We start from the raw sequence: 20,589 nt of genomic DNA, 5'->3' as shown, positions 1-20,589 counted from the left end.
AGGGTCCTCTTCAGAAGCCGGCGACCTTGGGGAGCCAGAGGCTCAGGGCCGGGACATAGGTGATGACGACGAGCGCGATCACGAGCGCGATCAGGAAAGGCCAGAGCTCGCGCAGCAGCGGCCCGAGCTTCTCCTTGGTGATCGCCATGGCGACGAAGCAGAGCACGCCGACCGGCGGCGTAACCTGGCCGATCACCAGATTGACCAAGAGGATGATCCCGAAATGCACGAGGTCGATCTGCAGCGAGGTCAGGAGCGGCAGCAGGATCGGCACCAGGATGATCATGATCGCGATCGTCTCCATGAACATGCCCGCGATCAGCAGGGCGACATTCAGGATCAGCAGCACGACCAGCGGGTCGGTGGAGATCGAGGTCATGAACTCGGTGACGAGCTGCGGCGCCTGCTCGATCGCGAGGATCCAGCTGAACGGCGAGGCCGCAGCGACGATGGCGATGATCACCGCCGTCTCGCGCGCCGTGCCGACAAGGATCGCCGGGAGATCGGCGAGCCTGATCGAGCGGTAGATGAACATGCCGACGACCAGCGAATAGGCGGCGGCGACACCGGCGATCTCGGTCGCGGTGAAGAGCCCGGCGCGGAAGCCGACGATGATCAGCACCGGCATCAGGAGCGCCAGCGAGGCGTGGCGGAACTCACTCCAGAGGGTGGCGAGCGAGAAGGCGCCAGCCGGCCTGAAGTCGCGCCGCAGCGCCTGGATCGCGATCGTCCCCATGATGCAGCCGGCCATGACGAGGCCAGGAATGATGCCGGCGACGAAGAGCTGCCCGAGCGAGACGTTCGCCTGCCAAGCATAGACCACCATCAGGATCGATGGCGGAATGATCGGCCCGAGCGTGCCGGCGACGGCCGAGAGCGCCGCGCCGAAGGCGCGCGGATAGCCCATCTTCTCGAGCTGCGGCACGAAGACCCGTGCTGCCGCGGCTGTATCCGCCACCGACGAGCCGGAGATGCCGGAGAGGAAGACCTCGCCGACGACGAGCGTATGCGCCGGGCCGCCGCGGATATGGCCGACCAACGCCTTGGTGAAGCTGAACAGCCGCTCGGAAATGCCGGACGCGTTCATCAGCGAGCCCGCGAGCGTGAACAGCGGGATCGCCAGCAGCGGGAAGGACTGGACCCCGGCGACCATGCGCTGGGCGGCGACGGTTAGCGGCACGCCGTCCATGAAGATCGTCAGAAGGGCCGAGCCCGCCATTGCGATCCAGATCGGCGTGCCGACGACGAGCAGTGCCGCGAAGGTGAGGAGGAGGACAAGCACCATGCCGGGTCACTCGCGCGTGGTGATGTCGGACCAGAGCGCGCCGGTGACGCCCTCGTCGATCAGGTTTCGCAGGAGATGCAGCAGCGACAAAAGGCTGCCGATGAAGAGCGGTGCGATCGCCCAGCCGGCGGAGATGCCGAGCATCGGGGTGAGGTTGGGCATTTCGCGCTGCAGATAGAGCCAGGAGTACCAGGTCAGGGTGGCGAGCACCGTCGCCGTGACGGCCAGGGCGAGCACGCCGAAGGCGAAGCAGAGCCAGCGCGGCGCGAACAGCACGACGACATCTATGATGATGTGCGTGCGGGCATGGAAGGCGTTGGCGATGCCGAGGAAGATCATCCAGCCGAAGAGCAGCAGGATCAGCTCCTCCGACCAGGTCAGCGGATCGTTGAGGACGTAGCGGAACACCACGGCCGCGCAGACCAGCGCGGCAATGATGCCGTGCAGGACTGCGAGCGCGAGGTTCTCCAGGCGGCTCGACCAGTCGTCGAGCCGCCGGATCAGGTCGAGGCCCGCCATGGCGGGGTCAGCGCTTGCGCTGGGCGTCGATCGCCGCCAGCACGCGCTCGACATGAGGCTTGCCCCAGCGGCCTTCCATCGCCGTCGTCACCACCTTGGCCTTGGCCGCGAAGGCGTCCCGGTCAACATCCTCGATGATCTTGGAGCGGCCGGACTTGCGGATGTCCTCCAGCATCGAGGCTTCGCGCTTCTGCTGCAGATAGGTGTTCATCGCCGAGGCGCGGGCGGCTTCCGCAAACAGCACCTCGCGATGCTCGGGCTTCAGCTTGGCGAGGCTGTCCTTGTTGATGACGATCATGTTGTTCTGGAGCATGTGCTTGGTCATCGCGACATAGCCCTGCACCTCGTAGAACTTGCGCGAGAAGATCGTCGGTATCGGGTTCTCCTGGCCGTCGACCGTCTTCTGCTGCAAGGCGGTGTAGACCTCGCCGAACGGCACCGGGGTCGGCGCGCCGCCGAAGGCCTTGATCATCTCGACCCAGACCGGGCTTTCCGGCACACGGATCTTCAGCCCCTGCACGTCCTCGGGCTTCCTCAGGGCCCGGTCGAGCGTCGTCATGTTGCGCCAGCCCCAGTACCAGATGCGGCTGACCGGCACGATGTTGTGCTTGTCGCGCAGCTCGTCGAAGATCGGGTCGAAGGCTTCGGAGCGGATGATCGCCTCGGCCTCGGCCCAGTCCTTCCAGAGGAAGGGCGCGCTCGGTATCTCGAGCGCCGGAACGAGCGAGGAGGCCGCGGCCATTGACGGCGCCGAGATGTCGAGCGCGCCTTCCTTGACCTGCTTGAATAGGTCGATCTCCTTGCCGAGCTGCTCGGCCGGAAAGACGCGGATCGTCACCGCGCCCTTGGTGCCCTTGTTCACGCGATCGGCGAATTCGGCGAAGAGCTCGCCGGCGATCTCGCTCGTGGTGTTGGCGTGGCCGAAGCGCAGCGTCTGCGCATGGGCGGCACCCGCCATGAAGCTTCCGGCGATCAGCGCGGCAGCGGCGATCCGTTTCAGCATGTCTCTTCCTCCCTCTGTCGAAGGCCGGGCCGTTTTCGGCCTCGGCCGGATGGCTATTTGATCAGTCGCTCATAGGAGCCTTGCAGATGCCGGCGCATCGCGCCGGCGGCGGCCTCGGGATCGCCGGCCTCGAGCGCATCGACGATGGCGTGGTGCTCGCGATGGGTCGGGCCGACATCCTGCTCGCGCGTCAGGTAGAGGCGCGAAATGTGCAGGTGGAAACGCAAATCGTCATAGCTCTTCAGCGCGACCTGGTTTCCGGCCAGCTGCAGGACGATGCGATGGAAGCGATCGTCCGCCTCGGTGAAGCCGCGATGGCTGCGGTATTCGCGCGAGGGCTCCCCGGCCATCATCGCCGCGACCGCAGCGCGCAGCCCGGCGATCGCCTCGGGAGCCGGCCGGCGCCGCGCCGCCTCGGCGGCCGCCCAGGGCTCGATCACGCCACGAAAGCTGTAGACGTCCTCGTAATAGCGCTGGTCCGGCACCGGCGCCGTCGCGAAGCCGATGAAGGGCTCGGCGCGGACCAGCCCCTCGGCCGCGAGCCGCATCAGGGCCTCGCGGATCGGCGTCGAGCTGACGGCAAACTCGCGCACCAGCGCATCGATATTGAGCCGCTCCCCCGGCACGAAGGCCTGGTCGAGAATGCGTTCCTTGATCAGCTCATAGACCTGCTCGGCCAGAACGACCCGGGACGGCTTACGGAGTGTGGGCTCTGCATGCATCATGGATCGTGCATGATTTTGACATAGACCAAACTAAGTCAAGGCCTTCCGGCCATGCGGCCTTGTTTGCGCTGCAGCGATCGCGCATGAGAACGGCACGCGAGAACGCAAGGACGAGCACATGCCGGAACAAGCGCGCATCATCGACGGCAAGGCGGCGGCAGCCGAGCTGCGGGCCGGGATCGGCCGTGAGGTCGCGGCCATCAAGGCGGCCAGGGGCCTGGTGCCCGGTCTCCACGTCGTCCTCGTCGGCGACGATCCCGCGAGCCGCGTCTACGTCGCCTCCAAGGAGAAGCTCGCGGCCGAGATCGGCATGAACTCCGCCGCGCACCGCCTGCCGGCCGAGACGACCGAGGCCGAGCTCCTCGCCAAGATCGCAGCGCTGAACGCAGACGATGCGGTCGACGGCATTCTCGTCCAGTTGCCGCTGCCCAAGCATATCGATACCGGCCGGATCATCGACGCGATCGACCCGGCCAAGGATGTCGACGGCCTGCACCCGATCAATGCCGGCCTGCTCGCCGGCGGCAAGAACGGCCTCGTGCCCTGCACGCCGCTTGGCTGCATGCTCCTGCTCAAGCAGACCCTGCCGTCGCTTTCCGGCCTCGATGCCGTCGTGGTCGGCCGCTCGGAGCTGGTCGGTCGCCCGGTCGCGCAATTGCTGCTGCAGGCCGATTGCACGGTGACCATCGCCCATTCGCGCACCCGCAACCTCGCCGAGGTAGTGCGCCGCGCCGACATCGTCGTCGCCGCGGTCGGCCGTCCGCTGATGATCAAGGGCGACTGGATCAAGCCCGGCGCGACGGTGATCGATGTCGGCATCAACCGGATGCCCGACGGCAAGCTCGCCGGCGATGTCGACTTCGCCGAGGCCGTGAGGGTCGCAGGCGCGATCACGCCGGTTCCCGGCGGCGTCGGCCCGATGACCATCGCCTGTCTGCTCAGGAACACGCTGACCGCGTTTCACGCGCGCCGGGGCGCATAAGCGCCGTCATGGTCGGGTTTGCCCCGACCATCTCAGGACGAGAAGGCGCCTCTGCTCCGACCGTCCCAGAAAGCAAGACGCCCGGCTCTTCGCCGGGCGTTTTTCGTTCTGCCCAAGCCTACAGGCCCGGGCTCCTTTGGCGAGCAAGGCCGATCACATATGGATCGGGCGCTTGTCGACGGCGAGCGCCGCTTCCTTGACCGCCTCGGCCAGCGTCGGATGCGCATGGCAGGTGCGGGCGAGGTCCTCGGCAGAGCCACCGAACTCCATCAGCACCGTGACCTCGGCGATGAGGTCGCCGGCATGCGGGCCAATGATGTGGCAGCCGAGCACCCGGTCGGTCGTCGCATCGGCGAGAACCTTCACGAAGCCGTCGGTATGGCGCATGGCGCGGGCCCGGCCATTGGCGGTGAAGGGGAACTTACCGACCTTATAGGCGATCCCGGCGGCCTTCAGCTCCTCCTCGGTCTTGCCGAGCGCGGCGACCTCGGGAGCCGTGTAGACGATGCCGGGAATGGCGTCGTAGTTCACATGGCCATGCTTGCCGGCGATGATCTCGGCGACGGCGACGCCCTCATCCTCGGCCTTGTGCGCCAGCATCGGCCCGCGCACCACGTCGCCGATCGCATAGATGCCGGCGACATTGGTCTTGAAATGATCGTCGATGACGACGCGGCCGCGCTCGGTCGCGACGCCGGCCTTGTCGATGCCGAGCCCGTCGGTGTTCGGACGGCGGCCGATCGCGACCAGCACGATGTCGGCGCCCAGCGTCTTGGCTTCGCCGCCGGCGGCCGGCTCGACAGTGACGGTCGCGCCCTTCTTGCCGGTCTCGACCTTGGTGACCTTCGAGCCGAGATGGAACTCGAAGCCCTGCTTCTGCAGGATACGCTGGAACTGCTTGGCGATCTCGTCGTCCATGCCGGGCAGGATCCGGTCGAGATACTCGACCACGGTGACCTTGGCGCCGAGCCGCGCCCAGACCGAGCCGATCTCGAGCCCGATCACGCCGGCGCCGACGACCAGCAGCTCCTTCGGCACGGCGGTCAGTTCGAGCGCGCCGGTCGAGGTGACGATGGTCTTCTCGTCGGTGGAGACGCCGGGAAGCGCGGTGGATTCAGAGCCGGTCGCGATGACGATGTTCTTGGTCACCAGCTCCTGCGTCTTGCCGTCCTCGGCAGTGACGACGACCTTGCCGGCGGCCGGGATCGAGGCGGTGCCGTGGAATGGGTCGATCTTGTTCTTCTTCAGCAGGAAGGCGACGCCGTTGACGTTGGCGTCGACCGTCTCCTGCTTGTGGACCAGCATCTGCTTCAGATCGAGCTTGGGCTTGCCGACCTCGATGCCGAGGCTGGGGAAAGTGTGGCCGGCTTCAGCGAACATCTCGGAAGCGTGCAGCAGGGCCTTGGACGGGATGCAGCCGACATTGAGGCAGGTGCCGCCATGGGTCTTGCGCTTCTCGACCACCGCGACCTTGAGGCCGAGCTGGGCGGCGCGGATGGCGCAGACATAGCCGCCGGGGCCGGTTCCGATGACGACGAGATCGTAGGACATGGTCTCTCTTTCGTTCAGACTTTACGATTGCGGTTGCGCCAGCGGCGCGTTGAAGGCCCAGATATGGCCGAAGGGATCGCGCAGGCGCGCATAGCGGGCGCCCCAGAACACGTCGCTCGCCGGCATGAAGACGTCGGCGCCGGCGGCCTGCGCCCGAGCGACCGCGGCATCGACATCGGCCGCGCTCGGCAGGTTGATGTTGATCGCGACGCTGATCCCGCCCACGGTGCCGGGCGCCATGACATGGCCGCCGAACTCCGGGAACTCGTCATGCAGCATCACCTCGCCGCCGAACAGCGCGAGATTGGCGTGCATCACGCGCTTGCCGTCATCGGCCATCGCCCTGAAGGTGCACTGCGCGCCGAAGGCCTGCTCGTAGAAGGCAATCGCCGCGTCGCCGCCCTTGACGCAGATATGCGCCTGGATCGGTGGCGGATTGGGTCCGAAAGCCATGCTCCGTCTCCTGAGCGGATCGAACGGTCATACCAGACTGCGTGGGCAACGCCGTTACCACCGCCTATCGAGGCGACGGCACCAGCCGCGCGAACATCGCCGGCACGAGGGCCAGGAGCCCTACGATGTCGGCGATCACGATCTTGGTGATCGCCGGGCCAAAGCCGCCGACGAGGAGCGCGATCACAACGAAGCTCGCCATGCTCGCACTGGCGACGAGTACGGCTACGCCGCGCAGGCCGGGGCTGATGGCTGCCGCCAGCAGCAGCACGCCGATGATCCCGAACAGCAGGGCGCGATGGCGCAGCAGGATTTCGAGATCGGGACTAGCGATCTCGAAACCGTAGAGCGAACGCAGCCAGCCGACCCCAGCGACGCCGATCGTCGGCAGCAGATTGACGATGCCGGCAACGGCGAGGCCAACAGCGACGAGCTTTGCCGGGATCGCCATTCAGGCCGGTCTCAGAGGTCGAGGACGAGGCGCGCCGGGTCTTCCAGGCCTTCCTTGATGCGTACCAGGAAGGTCACGGCTTCCTTGCCGTCGATGATGCGGTGATCATAGGAAACCGCCAGATACATCATCGGCCGGATCTCGATCTTGCCGCCGACGACCATCGGCCGTTCCTGGATCTTGTGCATGCCCAGGATCGCCGATTGCGGCGCGTTCAGGATCGGCGTCGACATCAGCGAACCATAGACGCCGCCATTCGAGATGGTGAAGGTGCCGCCCTGCATGTCCTCGATCTTGAGGGCACCGTCACGCGCCTTCTTGCCGAGGACGCCGATCTCCTTCTCGACACCGGCGATCGAGAGCTGGTCGGCATCGCGCACCACCGGCACGACGAGGCCCTTGTCGGTGCCGACCGCGACCGCGATATGGTAGTAGTTCTTGTAGACGATATCGGTGCCGTCGATCTCGGCGTTGACCGAGGGAATCTCCTTCAGCGCCTGGACGCAGGCCTTCACGAAGAAGCCCATGAAGCCGAGCTTCACGCCGTGCTTCTTCTCGAACACGTCCTTGTACTGGTTGCGCAGTGCCATGACGTTGGTCATGTCCACCTCGTTGAAGGTGGTCAGCATCGCCGCGGTGTTCTGGGCTTCCTTGAGGCGGCGCGCGATGGTCTGGCGCAGCTTGGTCATCTTGACGCGCTCTTCGCGCGAAGCGTCGTCCGGCGCCGAGGGGGCGCGAACCTGAACAGCCGGGGCCGGAGCCGAGGCCGCGGCGGCCGGGCCGGTCGCGATCGCCGCCAGCATATCGCCCTTGGTGACGCGGCCATCCTTGCCCGAGGCGGCAACGCTCGACGGGTCGACGCCGCTCTCGGCAGCGAGGCGGGCGACGGCCGGGCCGGAATCGGCAGCCTTGGTCGCAGCGCCGGAGGCGGCCGGTGCAGGGGCGGCAACCGGCTTCGGAGCCTCTGCGGCCGGCTTCGGCGCAGCCGCGGCGGCAGCACCACCGGCGGTGATCGAACCGAGCAGCGCGTTGACGCCGACCGTCTCGCCTTCCTTGGCGACGATCTCGCCGAGCACGCCGGCGGCCGGCGCGTTGACCTCAAGCGTCACCTTGTCGGTTTCGAGCTCGACCAGGGGCTCGTCGGCCTTCACCGCCTCGCCGGGCTTCTTGAACCACTTGCCGATCGTCGCCTCGGAGACGGATTCGCCGAGGGTGGGTACGCGGATTTCGGTCGCCATGTCAGGCCTCTTCTCGTGTCTTTGTCTCGAGCCCGGCGCTGGAAGACCTGGCGATCTTCAGCGGCACCGGGCTCCGGCGATAGCGAAGCGGATCAGGCCGCGAAGGCCTCATCCAGGAATGCGTTGAGCTGGGCGAGATGCTTCGACATCAGGCCGGTCGCCGTCGCGGCCGAGGCCGGCCGGCCGACATAGCGCGGCCGCTTCGACTTCGAGCCGGCATGGCCCAGCACCCACTCGAGATAGGGCTCAACAAAGGTCCAGGAGCCCATGTTCTTCGGCTCCTCCTGGCACCAGACCACGTCGGCGCCCTTGAAGCGCGACAGCTCCTGCGCCAGCGTCTTCAGCGGGAACGGATAGAGCTGCTCGACGCGCATCAGGTAGACGTCGTCGACGCCGCGCTTCTCGCGCTCTTCCAGCAGATCGAAATAGACCTTGCCGGAGCAGAGCACGACCCGGCGGATCTTCGCATCCTTGACCAGCTTGGTCGTCGAGTTGCCCCGCTCGGCATCGTCATGCAGCACGCGGTGGAAGGTCGAGCCCTCGGCCAGCTCGTCGAGCGTCGAGACGCAGCGCTTGTGGCGCAGCAGCGACTTCGGGGTCATCAGGATCAGCGGCTTGCGGAAGTCGCGCTTCAGCTGGCGGCGCAGGATGTGGAAATAGCTCGCCGGCGTCGAGCAGTTCGCTACCTGCATATTGTCCTCGGCGCACATCTGCAGGAAGCGTTCGAGACGGGCGGATGAGTGCTCCGGGCCCTGGCCCTCATAGCCATGCGGCAAGAGGCAGACCAGGCCCGACATACGCAGCCACTTGCGCTCGCCCGACGAGATGAACTGGTCGAACACCACCTGCGCGCCATTGGCGAAGTCGCCGAACTGCGCTTCCCAGCAGGTCAGCGCATTCGGCTCCGACAGGGTGTAGCCGTATTCGAAGCCGAGCACCGCTTCTTCCGAGAGCATCGAGTTGATGACCTCGTAGCGCGACTGACCCTCGCGGATATGGTTCAGCGAGGTGTGACGCGCCTCGGTCTCCTGGTCGATCAGCACCGAATGGCGCTGCGAGAAGGTACCGCGCTCGCAGTCCTGACCGGAGAGGCGGACCGGATTGCCGTCGAGCAGCAGCGAGCCGAAGGCGAGAGCCTCCGCCGTCGCCCAGTCGATCCCCTGCCCGCTCTCGACCGCCTTGCGGCGGTTATCGAGGAAGCGCTGGATCGTCTTGTGGACGTTGAAGCCTTCCGGGACCTCGGTGATCTTCTGCGTGATCTCCTTCAGCACCTGCGCGGGGACGCCCGTCGCGCCGCGGCGCGGATCGTCCTCATCGGCGCGCATCGCCTTCATGCCGGCCCAACGGCCGTCGAGCCAGTCGGCCTTGTTCGGCTTGAAGGACTGGCCGGCGTCGAACTCGACCTCGAGCTTGTCCTTCCAGGCGGCGCGCATCTGGTCGAGCTCGCCGGGCTGGATCACGCCCTCGGCTTCGAGCTTGCCGCTGTAGAGTTCCAGCGTCGACTTGTGGCCGCGGATCTTGCGGTACATCAGCGGCTGGGTGAAGCCCGGCTCGTCGCCTTCGTTATGGCCGAAGCGGCGATAGCAGAACATGTCGATCACGACCGGCTTGTGGAACTTCTGCCGGAACTCGATCGCGACCTTGGCGGCGAAGACCACCGCTTCCGGATCGTCGCCGTTCACATGGAAGACCGGAGCCTCGACCATCTTCGCCACGTCGGACGGATAGGGCGAGGAGCGCGAATAGCGCGGATAGGTGGTGAAGCCGATCTGGTTGTTGATGATGAAGTGCAGCGAGCCGCCGGTGCGATGGCCCTTCAGCCCGGACAGGCCGAGGCATTCAGCCACGACGCCCTGGCCGGCGAAGGCAGCATCGCCATGGATCAGCAGCGGCAGCACCTTGGAGCGCTCGACGATGTCGCCGAACTGGTCCTGCTTCGCGCGCACCTTGCCGAGCACGACGGGATCGACGATCTCGAGATGCGACGGGTTCGCGGTCAGCGAGATATGGACGTTGTTGCCGTCGAACTCGCGATCCGAGGAAGCACCGAGATGGTACTTCACGTCGCCCGAACCCTCGACGTCGTCGGGCGCGAAGGAGCCGCCCTTGAACTCGTGGAAGAGCGCGCGATGCGGCTTGCCCAGCACCTGGGTCAGCACGTTGAGGCGGCCGCGATGGGCCATGCCGAAGACGATGTCGCGCACGCCGAGCGCGCCGCCGCGCTTGATGATCTGCTCGAGCGCCGGAACCAGCGACTCGCCACCATCGAGTCCGAAGCGCTTGGTGCCGGTGAACTTCAGATCGAGGAACTTCTCGAAGCCCTCGGTCTCGACGAGCTTGTTCAGGATCGCGCGCTTGCCTTCGCGGGTGAAGGCGATCTCCTTGTCCGGCCCCTCGATGCGCTCCTGCAGCCAAGCCTTCTGCTCGGGATCGGAGATGTGCATGAATTCGATGCCGACCGTGCCGCAATAGGTCCGCTGCAGGATCGCCGTCATCTCGCGGATAGTGGCGAATTCCAGGCCGAGCACGTTGTCGATGAAGATCTTGCGGTCGAGATCGGCCTCGGTGAAGCCGAAGGCGGCCGGCGAGAGCTCCTCGATATCCTTGATGCCCTCGATCCCGAGCGGATCGAGCTGGGCGTGCAGATGGCCGCGCATGCGGTAGGCGCGGATCAGCATGATGGCGCGCACGGAATCGCGCGTCGCCTGCTGGACGTCGGAAGCGGACAGCGTCGTGCCGGCAGCCTTGGCCTTGGCGCCGAGCTTGTCGCCGATGACCTTCTCGACCACGGCCCAGTTGCCGTCGAGCGCCGAGACGATCTCGCCGCCAGCCGGGATCGGCCAGTTCGGCTTCTTCCAGGAGGCGCCCTTGGCGTTGTCGATGATCGCCTGGCGCTCGTCGTTCAGCCCCGCGAAGAAGCCCCGCCACTGCTCGTCGACCGACTTCGGGTCAGCCTGGTAGCGGGCATAGAGGTCCTCGATGTAAGCCGCGTTGCCGCCATAGAGGAAACCCGTCTGCGCGAGAGCCTCGTTGATGTCCTGGCGAGCCATGTCGTCCTGCCTTCTTCCTGCCTAGCACATCCGGGTCGGCCCCTCGCCGACCCATCGCTTTTCATTCCAGCACCGCAACATGCCGACCGGGCCCCTGCCCGGCCGGCTGTCGCGATACTCAGCCCTTCAACACGTCCACCAAGGTCTTTCCAAGGCGCGCCGGCGACGGCGAGACCCGGATGCCGGCGGCTTCCATAGCAGCGATCTTGTCTTCCGCGCCGCCCTTGCCGCCGGAGATGATCGCGCCGGCATGGCCCATGCGGCGGCCCGGAGGTGCCGTGCGGCCGGCGATGAAACCGACCATCGGCTTCTTGCGGCCGCGGCGGGCCTCGTCCTTGATGAACTGCGCCGCGTCCTCTTCGGCCGAGCCGCCGATCTCGCCGATCATCACGATCGACTTGGTCTTCTCGTCGGCGAGGAACATTTCGAGCATGTCGATGAACTCGGTGCCCTTGACCGGGTCGCCGCCGATGCCGACCGCGGTCGACTGGCCGAGGCCTTCGTTCGTGGTCTGGAACACCGCCTCATAGGTCAGCGTGCCGGAGCGCGAGACGATGCCCACCGAGCCGGGCTTGAAGATGTTGGCCGGCATGATGCCGATCTTCGACTCGCCGGCGGTGACGACGCCCGGGCAGTTCGGCCCGATCAGACGCGACTTGGAGCCCGAGAGCGAGCGCTTGACGCGGACCATGTCGAGCACCGGGATGCCCTCGGTGATGCAGATGATCAGCGGGATCTCGGCGTCGATCGCCTCGCAGATCGCATCGGCCGCGCCCGGAGGCGGGACATAGACGACCGAGGCGTCAGCCCCGGTCTTCTCGCGCGCCTCGGCGACGGTGTCGAAGACCGGCAGGCCGAGATGCAAGCTACCGCCCTTACCGGGCGAGGTGCCGCCGACCATCTTGGTGCCGTAGGCGATGGCCTGCTCGGAGTGGAAGGTCCCGTTCTTGCCGGTGAAACCCTGGCAGATGACCTTGGTGTTCTTGTCGATCAGGATGGACATCGGTTTTCCTCAAGCCTTCTTGATGGCGGCGACGATCTTCTGCGCCGCATCGTCGAGATCATCAGCCGGGATCACATTGAGCCCGGACTCGCGGATGATCTGCTTGCCTTCCTCGACATTGGTGCCTTCGAGGCGCACGACCAGCGGCACCTCGAGCCCGACCGCCTTGACCGCGGCGATGACGCCGCGGGCGATGACGTCGCACTTCATGATGCCGCCGAAGATGTTGACCAGGATGCCTTTCACCTTCGGGTCGGCGGTGATGATCTTGAACGCCGCCGTGACCTTCTCTTCCGAGGCGCCGCCGCCGACATCCAGGAAGTTCGCCGGGCTCTCGCCGTAGAGCTGGATGATGTCGAGCGTCGCCATGGCGAGGCCGGCGCCGTTGACCATGCAGCCGATCGTGCCGTCGAGCGCGATATAGGCGAGGTCATACTTCGACGCCTCGATCTCCTTGGCGTCCTCTTCCGTCTCGTCGCGCAATTCCATCAGCTCGGGATGGCGGTAGAGCGAGTTGGAATCGAAGGAGACCTTGGCGTCGAGACACTTGATCTGGCCCTGCGTCGTCACGATCAGCGGGTTGATCTCGAGCATCGCCATGTCCTTGGCGACGAAGGCGGCGTAGATCTGGTTGAGCACGGAGCCCGCCTGCTTGGCGAGGTCGCCGGAAAGGCCGAGCGCCTTGGCGACGGTGCGGCCGTGATGCGGCATAATGCCGGTCGCAGGATCGACGGAGAAGGTCAGGATCTTCTCGGGCGTGTCATGCGCGACCGCCTCGATGTCCATGCCGCCCTCGGTCGAGACGACGAAAGCAACGCGCGAGGTCTCGCGGTCGACCAGCGCCGAGAGATAGAACTCCTTGGCGATGTCCGAGCCGTCCTCGATGTAGAGGCGGTTGACCTGCTTGCCCGCCTCGCCGGTCTGCGCGGTCACCAGCGTGTTGCCGAGCATTTCCTTGGCGTGGGCCTCGACCTCTTCGACCGACTTGGCGAGGCGGACGCCGCCCTTGGCGTCGGCGGGCAGTTCCTTGAACTTGCCCTTGCCGCGGCCGCCGGCATGGATCTGGCTCTTCACGACATAGAGCGGGCCGGGCAGCTTCTTGGCCGCCTCGACAGCTTCCGCCACCGTGAGCGCCGGGAAGCCGGCGGAGACGGGCGCGCCGAACTCCTTGAGGACCGCCTTACCCTGATATTCGTGGATGTTCATGCCTGATGTCCTGTTTGAAAGGGTCGGATGGCGACGATGGCAGGCGGGCAATGCCGAGAGGCGGGTGACGATGCGAGATCGTCACCCGCCAAGTTCGGCCTCGCCGCCCGCTCTATCTCACGCCAGTGACGGATCGATGGCCTTGCAGGCGTCGATCAGGCTCTGCACCGAAGCGACCGACTTGCCGAGCATCTCCTTCTCGGCGCCGTTGAGGCGGATCTTGACGACGCGCTCGACGCCCTTGGCGCCGATCACCACCGGCACGCCGACGAACATGTCCTTGACGCCGTACTGGCCCTTCAGCGCAGCGGCGGCCGGCAGCACACGCTTCTGGTCCTTGAGATAGCTCTCGGCCATGGCGATCGCCGAGGCGGCCGGGGCGTAGAAGGCCGAGCCGGTCTTGAGCAGGTTGACGATCTCGCCGCCGCCCTTGCGGGTGCGCTCGACGATGGCGTCGAGACGCTCCTGGGTGGTCCACTTCATCTTGACGAGGTCCGGCAGCGGGATGCCGGCGACGCCGGAATAGCGGACCAGAGGCACCATGTCGTCGCCATGGCCGCCGAGCACGAAGGCCGAGACGTCCTTGACCGAGACCTTGAACTCATCGGCGAGGAAGTGGCGGAAGCGGGCGGAGTCGAGCACGCCGGCCATGCCGCAGATCATGTTCGGCTTCAGGCCAGAGAACTTCTGCAGGGCCCAGACCATCGCGTCGAGCGGGTTGGTGATGCAGATCACGAAGGCCTTGGGAGCGTACTGCTTGATGCCCTCGCCGACCGACTTCATCACCTTGAGGTTGATGCCGATCAGGTCGTCGCGGCTCATGCCGGGCTTCCGCGGCACGCCGGCGGTGACGATGATGACGTCGGCGCCCTTGATGTCCTCGTAGGAGTTCGTGCCCTTGTAGCCAGCGTCGAAGCCGTCGACCGGCGCGGACTCGGCGATGTCGAGGCCCTTGCCCTGCGGCGTTCCCTCGGCGATGTCGAACAGGACGACGTCACCGAGTTCCTTCAGGCCGGCGAGGTGAGCCAGGGTGCCGCCGATCTGTCCGGCGCCGATGAGGGCGATCTTCTTGCGGGCCATTGCCTAGTCCTTGTCCTTGGATACGTGAACCGGAAAACCGTGGGTTCTTTGGCCCAACCCGGCGTGGGGCTCAACCCTGCGCAGATTATGGCAAATCCGTGAATTCAGGCACCAAAATCGGCCATTTTTCGGCGAATAGCAAAGGAAATCAAACTATTACAAACTTGGCCGGCGAGCCCTCTGCCTGAGCCGGTCAAAAACCGAGCAATGACATTTTACAAATTATGTCATTTTCTTTTGGATTTTAGATCACGCCGGTCGCCAATGTCCGAAGCGCGACCCTGATCAGCGTCGAAAGCCGGGCATCGACCGACTCCTGGGGGACGTCCGCCTCGAGCTCGAGTGCTGCCGGATGGATGAAGCGATGGGTCGCGTCGATCACGAAGGCAATCGCCCGGTCGCGGTCGCGCGGCTCGAAGGCGCCGGTGGCGATACCGTCGTCGATGACGCGCTCGAACAGGGCGCGGACCCGGGCGCGGTTGCGCCGGCTGATCGCATGGCGCTTGGCGACCGCCTGCGACAGCGCTGCGAACAGATGCGGGTCCTCGTGCAGCAGGTCGCGATTGGCCTTGGCCAGGGCCAGGATCAGGCGCTCGAGCTTGTCCTCCGCGGGATCGGGTCCATCCGCGATGTCGGCGAGCCTGCGTTCGGTCGCCTTGAGCCAGACATCGACCACGGCATCGACCAGCGCGACGCGCGAGGGGAAGTAGCGGTAGACATTGGCATGGGTCATGCCGGCCTCTTCCGCCACCGCCACGACAGTGAAGCGGCGCAGGCCGTGCAGCCTAAGATGCTCGCTGGCGACCGAGAGGATGCGGGTCTCGCTCGGCTCGCGCGCGACCACGGCTCAGGTCTCCACCAGCCCGGTCGTCTCGCCGCTCGCGGCGGAATCGGCGCGGCCATGCGGCAAGGCGAGATACTCCTCCGAGCGCATCTCGATCAGGCGCGAGACGGTCCGGTCGAACTCGAAGGCCTCGCGGCCCGAGCGCGCCACATAAAGCCCCGTCGGCTCCGCCGCCGCCGAGGCGACCAGCTTCACATGGCTCTCATAGAGCGCGTCGATCAGGATGATGAAGCGCTTGGCCTCGTTGCGCCGGTCCATATCCATCACTGGGATGTCGTCGAGCACCAGCGTATGGAAATCCTGCGCCAGAGCGAGATAATCCGAGGCGCCATAGGCCTGGGCGCAGAGATCGCTAAAGCTCGCCCGCGCCACGCCCGCAGCAGCCTGCGGCAACTTGAGTTCGTGCCCCTTGATGTCGATCGTCACCGGCGCGCCCCTGGCGACGCCCGAGAGCTTGAAGAAGGCCTTGTCGAGCGCCGCCCCCGCCGCCGCATCGGCCGGCACGTGATAGGTCGGCGCTCCGCCGAGCTTCTCCAGCCGGAAATCGGTACGCGCATCGAGCCGGATCACCTCGACCTTGCCGGCGAGCAAGCTGATGAAGGGCAGGAAGAGCGCACGGTTGAGGCCGTTCTCATAGAGCCGGGACGGCTCGACATTGGAGGTCGCGACCACCACGACACCGGCCGCGAACAGCGCCGTGAACAGACGGCCGAGGATCATCGCATCCGCGATGTCGGTGACCGTGAACTCGTCGAAGCAGAGCAGCGTCGCCTCGGCCGCCAGCGCTTCCGCGACCGGGCCGATCGGATCGGGCTCCTTGACCCTGCCGGCCTTCAGTTCCTGCCGATAGGCATGGATGCGCTCATGGACGTCGGCCATGAAGGCATGGAAATGCACGCGCCGGCGCGAGGCCAGAGGGGCCGCCTCGTAGAACATGTCCATCAGCATGGTCTTGCCGCGGCCGACCGAGCCCCAGATGTAGAGACCCTTGACGCTTTCCGGCGGCGGTTGCTTGCGGCCGAACAGCCAGCCGAGCGCGCTGCTCTTCTTCGCCAGCCGGCGGCTGGCGAGGGTTTCGGTCAGCGCCTGCAGGCGATTGACGACCGCGACCTGCGCCGGGTCGCGTTCGATCGCACCGGATTCGACGAGGGCGGCATAGCGTTCGGGGAGCGTAGCGGACATGGCCTGGAGGCAAAGGAGGAGCGCCTGAGGGTTACGGCAGGCCAGCCCGGCCCGCAAGCTTCAGCCGATTCCGGCCAGGCCGGCACCAACTCCCGCCCCTTCGAAACGCCGAGGATAATTCCACTGCATCGCGGCGCCTGCTCAGCAGATTTGCCCATTATTCCCGCATTTAGCGGTAATTTGCCGCAATCCGGTCTCTTGTATTCCGCATTCGCGAGCGCATCTTCAGCGCCGAGTTAGGGAAGAATACGCCTCCTGGTTGGCAGCGTGTCACAGCGCTTTATCAGGAGCTGCAATTGAATCGTTCGATGAAACCTGGCGCGAAAGCCAGGCACGGCGAGGTCAGGCGTCTCTGGCCTACCGAGCGCGACCTCTTCACCGCCCATCTTCTGCGCCTCGACGCCGCGACCCGGCGCGAGCGCTTCGGCACGGCGGTCAATGACGAATTCCTCGTCGACTATGCCGAGAGCACCTTCGGCATCGGCGGGCTGGTCTATGCCTATGTCGAAGAGGGAGAAGTCCGCGGCGCCGCCGAATTGCGCGGCCTGGAGGACTTCGTCGTGCAGACCGGCGAGGCCGCCTTCAGCGTCGAGAAGGGTCGGCGCCGGCGCGGCATCGGCGAGGCGCTGTTCGGACACCTGATCACCGCCGCCCGCAACCGCGGTATCCGGACGCTCTACATGACCTGTCTTCCCGAGAACATTGCGATGCGCAATCTCGCCCGCAAGTTCGAGGCGGAACTCGTCACAGGCTACAACGACGTCGAGTGCCGGATCTCGACCGGCGCCCCGACGCCCTTCACCCTGCTCGACGAGGCGCTCAACCACGCCCAAGGCTTCGCGGCCATGTCGCTCGCCCTGCAGCGCAAGCTCTGGCAGCCGGCGCTATTCGGCGCGGCTACCCGGACGCACTGAGCGACAGAAGCGGCGGTCAGCGATTGAGTGAGAGCGCCGCACCGGACTTGGTGACGGCGCCGTTCATCGCGCCGCTGCCGGCGACGCGCAGCCGCGCCACCACCGAGCCGCCGCGTTGGTAGAGATAGACCTCGCCGTCCCGATAATCCCAGGCGTTGACCTGCTGCAATTCGCGGTTGGAGCAGCCATTGGCGCTGGCGCGATAGAGGTCGAGAGAGGGCGCGCTCGAGAGCTGCACCCGGCAGGAGCCACCCGTCGCCTCCTGCGCCGTCCAGCTGCCGACGACGGCATCACGCGAGGAGCCGGCGCTGCGTGCCGGGGCCGGCGTCGGATTGGGGTTGGCGTTGGCGACCTGGCCGCGCAGCTGCGGCGCCTCGGTCACGCGTTCGACCGGCTGCTGGCCCTGCGGCGCGGCCTGGGGATCGAAGAAGGGATCGTTCGACGGCGGCAGACCGGCTCCGCCTCCCGGAGGCGCCGAGGCGACGGGATAGCCGCCCGGCGGCGGCAGCGGCTCGGACATGACCGGCGCCGAGGAGATCGGCGGGGCCGACTGGACCGGCTCGCTGTAGACCGGCCCGCGCCCCATGCCCGGGCCCGGCCCCGGACCGGAGAAGCGCTGCGAACCGGCACAGGCCGCCAGTCCGAGCATCGGCAGGAGGCCGGCGAGCCGCAGCAGGTGCGGCAGGGGAAGCATCTTCGGATTCATCTTCGCCATCTCGATTGCTCGGCCACCCGGCGACACCGCCGACGCAACCTTCCTTGCACCCTAGATTTCCTGCCTGAACAAGGCATGACCGCGTTCAAGGCGGCAAAATCCGCGCAGGTCAAGCAATCTCACGGTTTCGCGGGCCCCCGCGCCATGGCAGAACCGGCCGTATCGACAGTCTGGACCAGCCGATGAAGCCGCTCAGCCCCGCCACGATTCGCCCCCCCTTCGCCCGCTACAGCCACGGCGTCGAACTCCCGGCCGGGCAGCGGCTGGTGTTCTGCTCCGGCCAGCTCGGCATCGCCGCCGATGGCACGATCCCCGAAAGCCCGCGCGAACAGGCCGATCTCTGCTTCGCCAACATCGCCGCGATCCTCGGCGAAGCCGGCATGACCCTCGCCGACATCGTCCGGGTCAACGCCTATGTCACCGACCGCGCCCATATGAAGGGCTACATGGAATCGCGCGATGCCCATGTCGGCACCCCGCCGCCGGCCTCGACGCTGATGATCGTCTCCGGCTTCACCTTGCCGGAGTTCAAGGTCGAGATCGAAGTCGTCGCCGCCGCGCCGGAAAAGCGGCGCAAGACGGCGCGCAGCATCACCGCCCCGAAATTCTGAAGCCGGGCAGCCGGCTCAGGCCGGTTCCGGCGCGCGCCAGGGATAGGTCCAGGTCTCGGTCAGCGCCTTGTCGCCGGAGCGCAGGAAGGCGCGCAGATCGGCCATCTGGCCGGGCTCGACGGCGATGTCGAAGAAGGCGCGGAAGCCCTCGGTCTTGCGGTTCGGCACGATGAAGGCACGCACGATCCGCCCGTTCGAGATCGACGGCACGATCTCGACCTTCTCCGGCTGGTTGAGATGATAGGCGAGATCGCCACCGGAAAAGTCGATGATGAAGCGCCGCGCCCCGTCCGGCACCGGCTCGCCCGAGCCCAGCGCCTTGGGCCGTGCCTGGTAGGTGTTGATCGCCCGCCCGCCGGGATGCAGCTCGTCGGCATCGAGCATCGCAGAGAGCTTGTAGCGGAAGCTGAACTCGCGGCCGGGCTCGACAGGATTCTTCGGCGCCCAGAGCGCGACCACATTGTCGTTCGTCTCGTCGGTGGTCGGCAGCTCGATCAGCTCGACATGCCCCTCGCCCCAGTCACCCTCCGGCTCGATCCAGTAGGAGGGCCGCAATTCGTAGGCGAGGTCGAGATCCTGATAATGCTCGAAGACGCGATCGCGCTGGATCAGGCCGAAGCCGCGGACATTGCGCTCGACGAAATAGGACGAGGCCTGCTCGCGCGGATTGCGTAGCGGGCGCCAGATCCACTCGCCGCTGCCGGAATGGATCATCAGCCCGTCGGAATCGTGCAGCTCGGAGCGGAAATCGTCGTGGAAGCGCCGGTCGTTCTCGCCGGTGAAGAACATCGAAGTCAGCGGCGCGAGCCCGAGCCGCTCGATCTTCCGACGAGCGAACAGGGTCGCCGAAACGTCGAGCACGCTGTCCTGTCCGGGATAGATGTTGAAGCGATAGGCGCCCGTCGCCGAGGGCGAATCGAGCAGGGCGTAGACCGTGATGCGCTCGGCATTGGCCGCCGGCGAATCGATCCAGAACTCGCGGAAGACCGGGAACTCCTCGCCATCGCGCACGCCGGCGCCGATCGAAAGCCCGCGCGCCGACAGCCCATAGCGCTGGCCGCGGCCGAGCACACGGAAATAGCTCGCGCCGATGAAGGAGATCAGCTCGTCGAAGACGCGCGGATCGTTCAGTGGATAATGCAGGCGGAAGCCGGCGAAGCCGAGATTGACCGGCAGCGGCTTCTCGAATTTGGTGCGGCCATAATCGAAGAGATTGGCAGCGTAGGGTACCGGCGTCGGCACCCCGTCGCGGATGACGTTCACCGTCACCGGCCGGGTGAAGAGGAAGCCGGGATGGAACATCTGCATGCGGAAGCCGGTGTTCGTCTGCGCCAGCATCGAGCGCTCGGGCCGGAAGCGGATCTCGCGCCAGGCGTCGAAATCGAGCCGCGTCAGCGCCTCAGGCAGGCTTGGTCCCGCTTCATAGGGCGCCAGCGAGATTTCGCGGGCGCGCCGCACCACTTCCTCGAAGCCGAATCGCGGTTGCGGCGGCGACGCCTCGGGCTGCTGGGCCAGCAGCGCCTGCGGCGCAGCCGCGGCGCACAGGGCGGCGCTCAGCCCGGCCAAAACCCGGCGGCGGTCAGTCACGGTCATGATAGAAGCTCGTCCCAGTCATAGGGCGCCCTTAAGGCGCTTTCCGACAATGACTTAGGCGATGAAATGGGGCCGGTCTAGGGCCGGATCCGGCCGCTGCCGAGGCGGTCGCCGCACTCTAGCAACCACTCTTTGGAATCTCGCGCCGCGTTCGCCAAAAAAACCGCGTCCGGGCGTAAGAAAA

General features: G+C 66.4%; 19 protein-coding genes. 3 read left to right on the top strand and 16 right to left on the bottom strand.

What is annotated here, in order from left to right; all coding sequences use genetic code 11:
* Positions 1 to 10: 10 nt before the first annotated feature.
* From DK26_RS22590 to DK26_RS22575, 4 genes are read right to left on the bottom strand one after another with little or no spacing between them, the layout of a single operon-like run.
* Complete coding sequence (locus DK26_RS22590) at positions 11 to 1,285, bottom strand: TRAP transporter large permease (RefSeq protein ID WP_066477352.1); 1,275 nt, start codon at positions 1,283 to 1,285, stop codon at positions 11 to 13.
* A 6-nt stretch (positions 1,286 to 1,291) separates the two neighbouring features.
* Complete coding sequence (locus DK26_RS22585; protein ID WP_066477349.1) at positions 1,292 to 1,804, bottom strand: TRAP transporter small permease; 513 nt, start codon at positions 1,802 to 1,804, stop codon at positions 1,292 to 1,294.
* Positions 1,805 to 1,811: 7 nt separating this feature from the next.
* Positions 1,812 to 2,807, bottom strand: a complete 996-nt coding sequence (locus DK26_RS22580; protein ID WP_157089788.1) for a TRAP transporter substrate-binding protein — start codon at positions 2,805 to 2,807, stop codon at positions 1,812 to 1,814.
* Between the two features lie 53 nt (positions 2,808 to 2,860).
* Complete coding sequence (locus DK26_RS22575) at positions 2,861 to 3,532, bottom strand: GntR family transcriptional regulator (protein WP_066477346.1); 672 nt, start codon at positions 3,530 to 3,532, stop codon at positions 2,861 to 2,863.
* Positions 3,533 to 3,650: 118 nt separating this feature from the next.
* Between DK26_RS22575 and folD the strand changes: the two genes are divergently transcribed.
* On the top strand, positions 3,651 to 4,514 hold the full coding sequence (folD, locus tag DK26_RS22570) for a bifunctional methylenetetrahydrofolate dehydrogenase/methenyltetrahydrofolate cyclohydrolase FolD (protein ID WP_066477344.1): 864 nt from the start codon (positions 3,651 to 3,653) through the stop codon (positions 4,512 to 4,514).
* Between the two features lie 153 nt (positions 4,515 to 4,667).
* On the opposite strand, the gene lpdA is transcribed toward folD, so the two are convergent.
* The 10 genes from lpdA to zapE form a co-directional block, all read right to left on the bottom strand.
* Positions 4,668 to 6,065, bottom strand: coding sequence for a dihydrolipoyl dehydrogenase (gene lpdA / locus DK26_RS22565; protein WP_066477343.1), 1,398 nt, complete (start codon positions 6,063 to 6,065; stop codon positions 4,668 to 4,670).
* Between the two features lie 21 nt (positions 6,066 to 6,086).
* On the bottom strand, positions 6,087 to 6,518 hold the full coding sequence (locus tag DK26_RS22560) for a glyoxalase/bleomycin resistance/extradiol dioxygenase family protein (protein ID WP_066477342.1): 432 nt from the start codon (positions 6,516 to 6,518) through the stop codon (positions 6,087 to 6,089).
* Positions 6,519 to 6,582: 64 nt separating this feature from the next.
* On the bottom strand, positions 6,583 to 6,969 hold the full coding sequence (locus DK26_RS22555; protein ID WP_066477340.1) for a hypothetical protein: 387 nt from the start codon (positions 6,967 to 6,969) through the stop codon (positions 6,583 to 6,585).
* An 11-nt stretch (positions 6,970 to 6,980) separates the two neighbouring features.
* Positions 6,981 to 8,207 carry a 2-oxoglutarate dehydrogenase complex dihydrolipoyllysine-residue succinyltransferase gene (odhB, locus tag DK26_RS22550; RefSeq protein WP_066477338.1) on the bottom strand — a complete coding sequence of 409 codons (1,227 nt, stop codon included), beginning with the start codon at positions 8,205 to 8,207 and terminating at the stop codon, positions 6,981 to 6,983.
* 92 nt (positions 8,208 to 8,299) lie between these two features.
* Positions 8,300 to 11,257 carry a 2-oxoglutarate dehydrogenase E1 component gene (locus DK26_RS22545; protein ID WP_066477332.1) on the bottom strand — a complete coding sequence of 986 codons (2,958 nt, stop codon included), beginning with the start codon at positions 11,255 to 11,257 and terminating at the stop codon, positions 8,300 to 8,302.
* A 118-nt stretch (positions 11,258 to 11,375) separates the two neighbouring features.
* Positions 11,376 to 12,260 carry a succinate--CoA ligase subunit alpha gene (sucD, locus tag DK26_RS22540; RefSeq protein ID WP_066477331.1) on the bottom strand — a complete coding sequence of 295 codons (885 nt, stop codon included), beginning with the start codon at positions 12,258 to 12,260 and terminating at the stop codon, positions 11,376 to 11,378.
* Positions 12,261 to 12,269: 9 nt separating this feature from the next.
* Positions 12,270 to 13,466, bottom strand: coding sequence for an ADP-forming succinate--CoA ligase subunit beta (gene sucC / locus DK26_RS22535; protein WP_066477329.1), 1,197 nt, complete (start codon positions 13,464 to 13,466; stop codon positions 12,270 to 12,272).
* Positions 13,467 to 13,583: 117 nt separating this feature from the next.
* Entirely contained in the window at positions 13,584 to 14,546 is a 963-nt protein-coding gene (mdh, locus tag DK26_RS22530) for a malate dehydrogenase (protein ID WP_066477327.1), read from the bottom strand.
* Between the two features lie 244 nt (positions 14,547 to 14,790).
* A complete protein-coding gene (locus tag DK26_RS22525) occupies positions 14,791 to 15,390 on the bottom strand; it encodes a TetR/AcrR family transcriptional regulator (RefSeq protein WP_066477324.1) in 600 nt (199 codons plus the stop codon).
* A 3-nt stretch (positions 15,391 to 15,393) separates the two neighbouring features.
* Positions 15,394 to 16,572: a cell division protein ZapE gene (gene zapE / locus DK26_RS22520; RefSeq protein ID WP_066477322.1), complete on the bottom strand. Its 1,179-nt coding sequence runs from the start codon at positions 16,570 to 16,572 to the stop codon at positions 15,394 to 15,396.
* Positions 16,573 to 16,880: 308 nt separating this feature from the next.
* On the opposite strand from zapE, the gene DK26_RS22515 reads away from it, so the two are divergent.
* Entirely contained in the window at positions 16,881 to 17,486 is a 606-nt protein-coding gene (locus DK26_RS22515; RefSeq protein ID WP_066477319.1) for a GNAT family N-acetyltransferase, read from the top strand.
* 16 nt (positions 17,487 to 17,502) lie between these two features.
* On the opposite strand, the gene DK26_RS22510 is transcribed toward DK26_RS22515, so the two are convergent.
* A complete protein-coding gene (locus tag DK26_RS22510; RefSeq protein ID WP_066477317.1) occupies positions 17,503 to 18,201 on the bottom strand; it encodes an AprI/Inh family metalloprotease inhibitor in 699 nt (232 codons plus the stop codon).
* A gap of 182 nt (positions 18,202 to 18,383) precedes the next feature.
* Between DK26_RS22510 and DK26_RS22505 the strand changes: the two genes are divergently transcribed.
* Complete coding sequence (locus tag DK26_RS22505) at positions 18,384 to 18,812, top strand: RidA family protein (RefSeq protein ID WP_066477316.1); 429 nt, start codon at positions 18,384 to 18,386, stop codon at positions 18,810 to 18,812.
* Positions 18,813 to 18,827: 15 nt separating this feature from the next.
* On the opposite strand, the gene DK26_RS22500 is transcribed toward DK26_RS22505, so the two are convergent.
* On the bottom strand, positions 18,828 to 20,405 hold the full coding sequence (locus tag DK26_RS22500) for a glucan biosynthesis protein G (RefSeq protein ID WP_066477315.1): 1,578 nt from the start codon (positions 20,403 to 20,405) through the stop codon (positions 18,828 to 18,830).
* Positions 20,406 to 20,589: the final 184 nt, after the last annotated feature.

This window comes from Allobosea sp. WAO (assembly GCF_001509835.1).
Classification (GTDB): domain Bacteria; phylum Pseudomonadota; class Alphaproteobacteria; order Rhizobiales; family Beijerinckiaceae; genus Allobosea.
The sequence above is the reverse complement of the archived record's forward strand: the minus strand, read 5'-3'. Positions and strand labels throughout refer to the sequence as shown.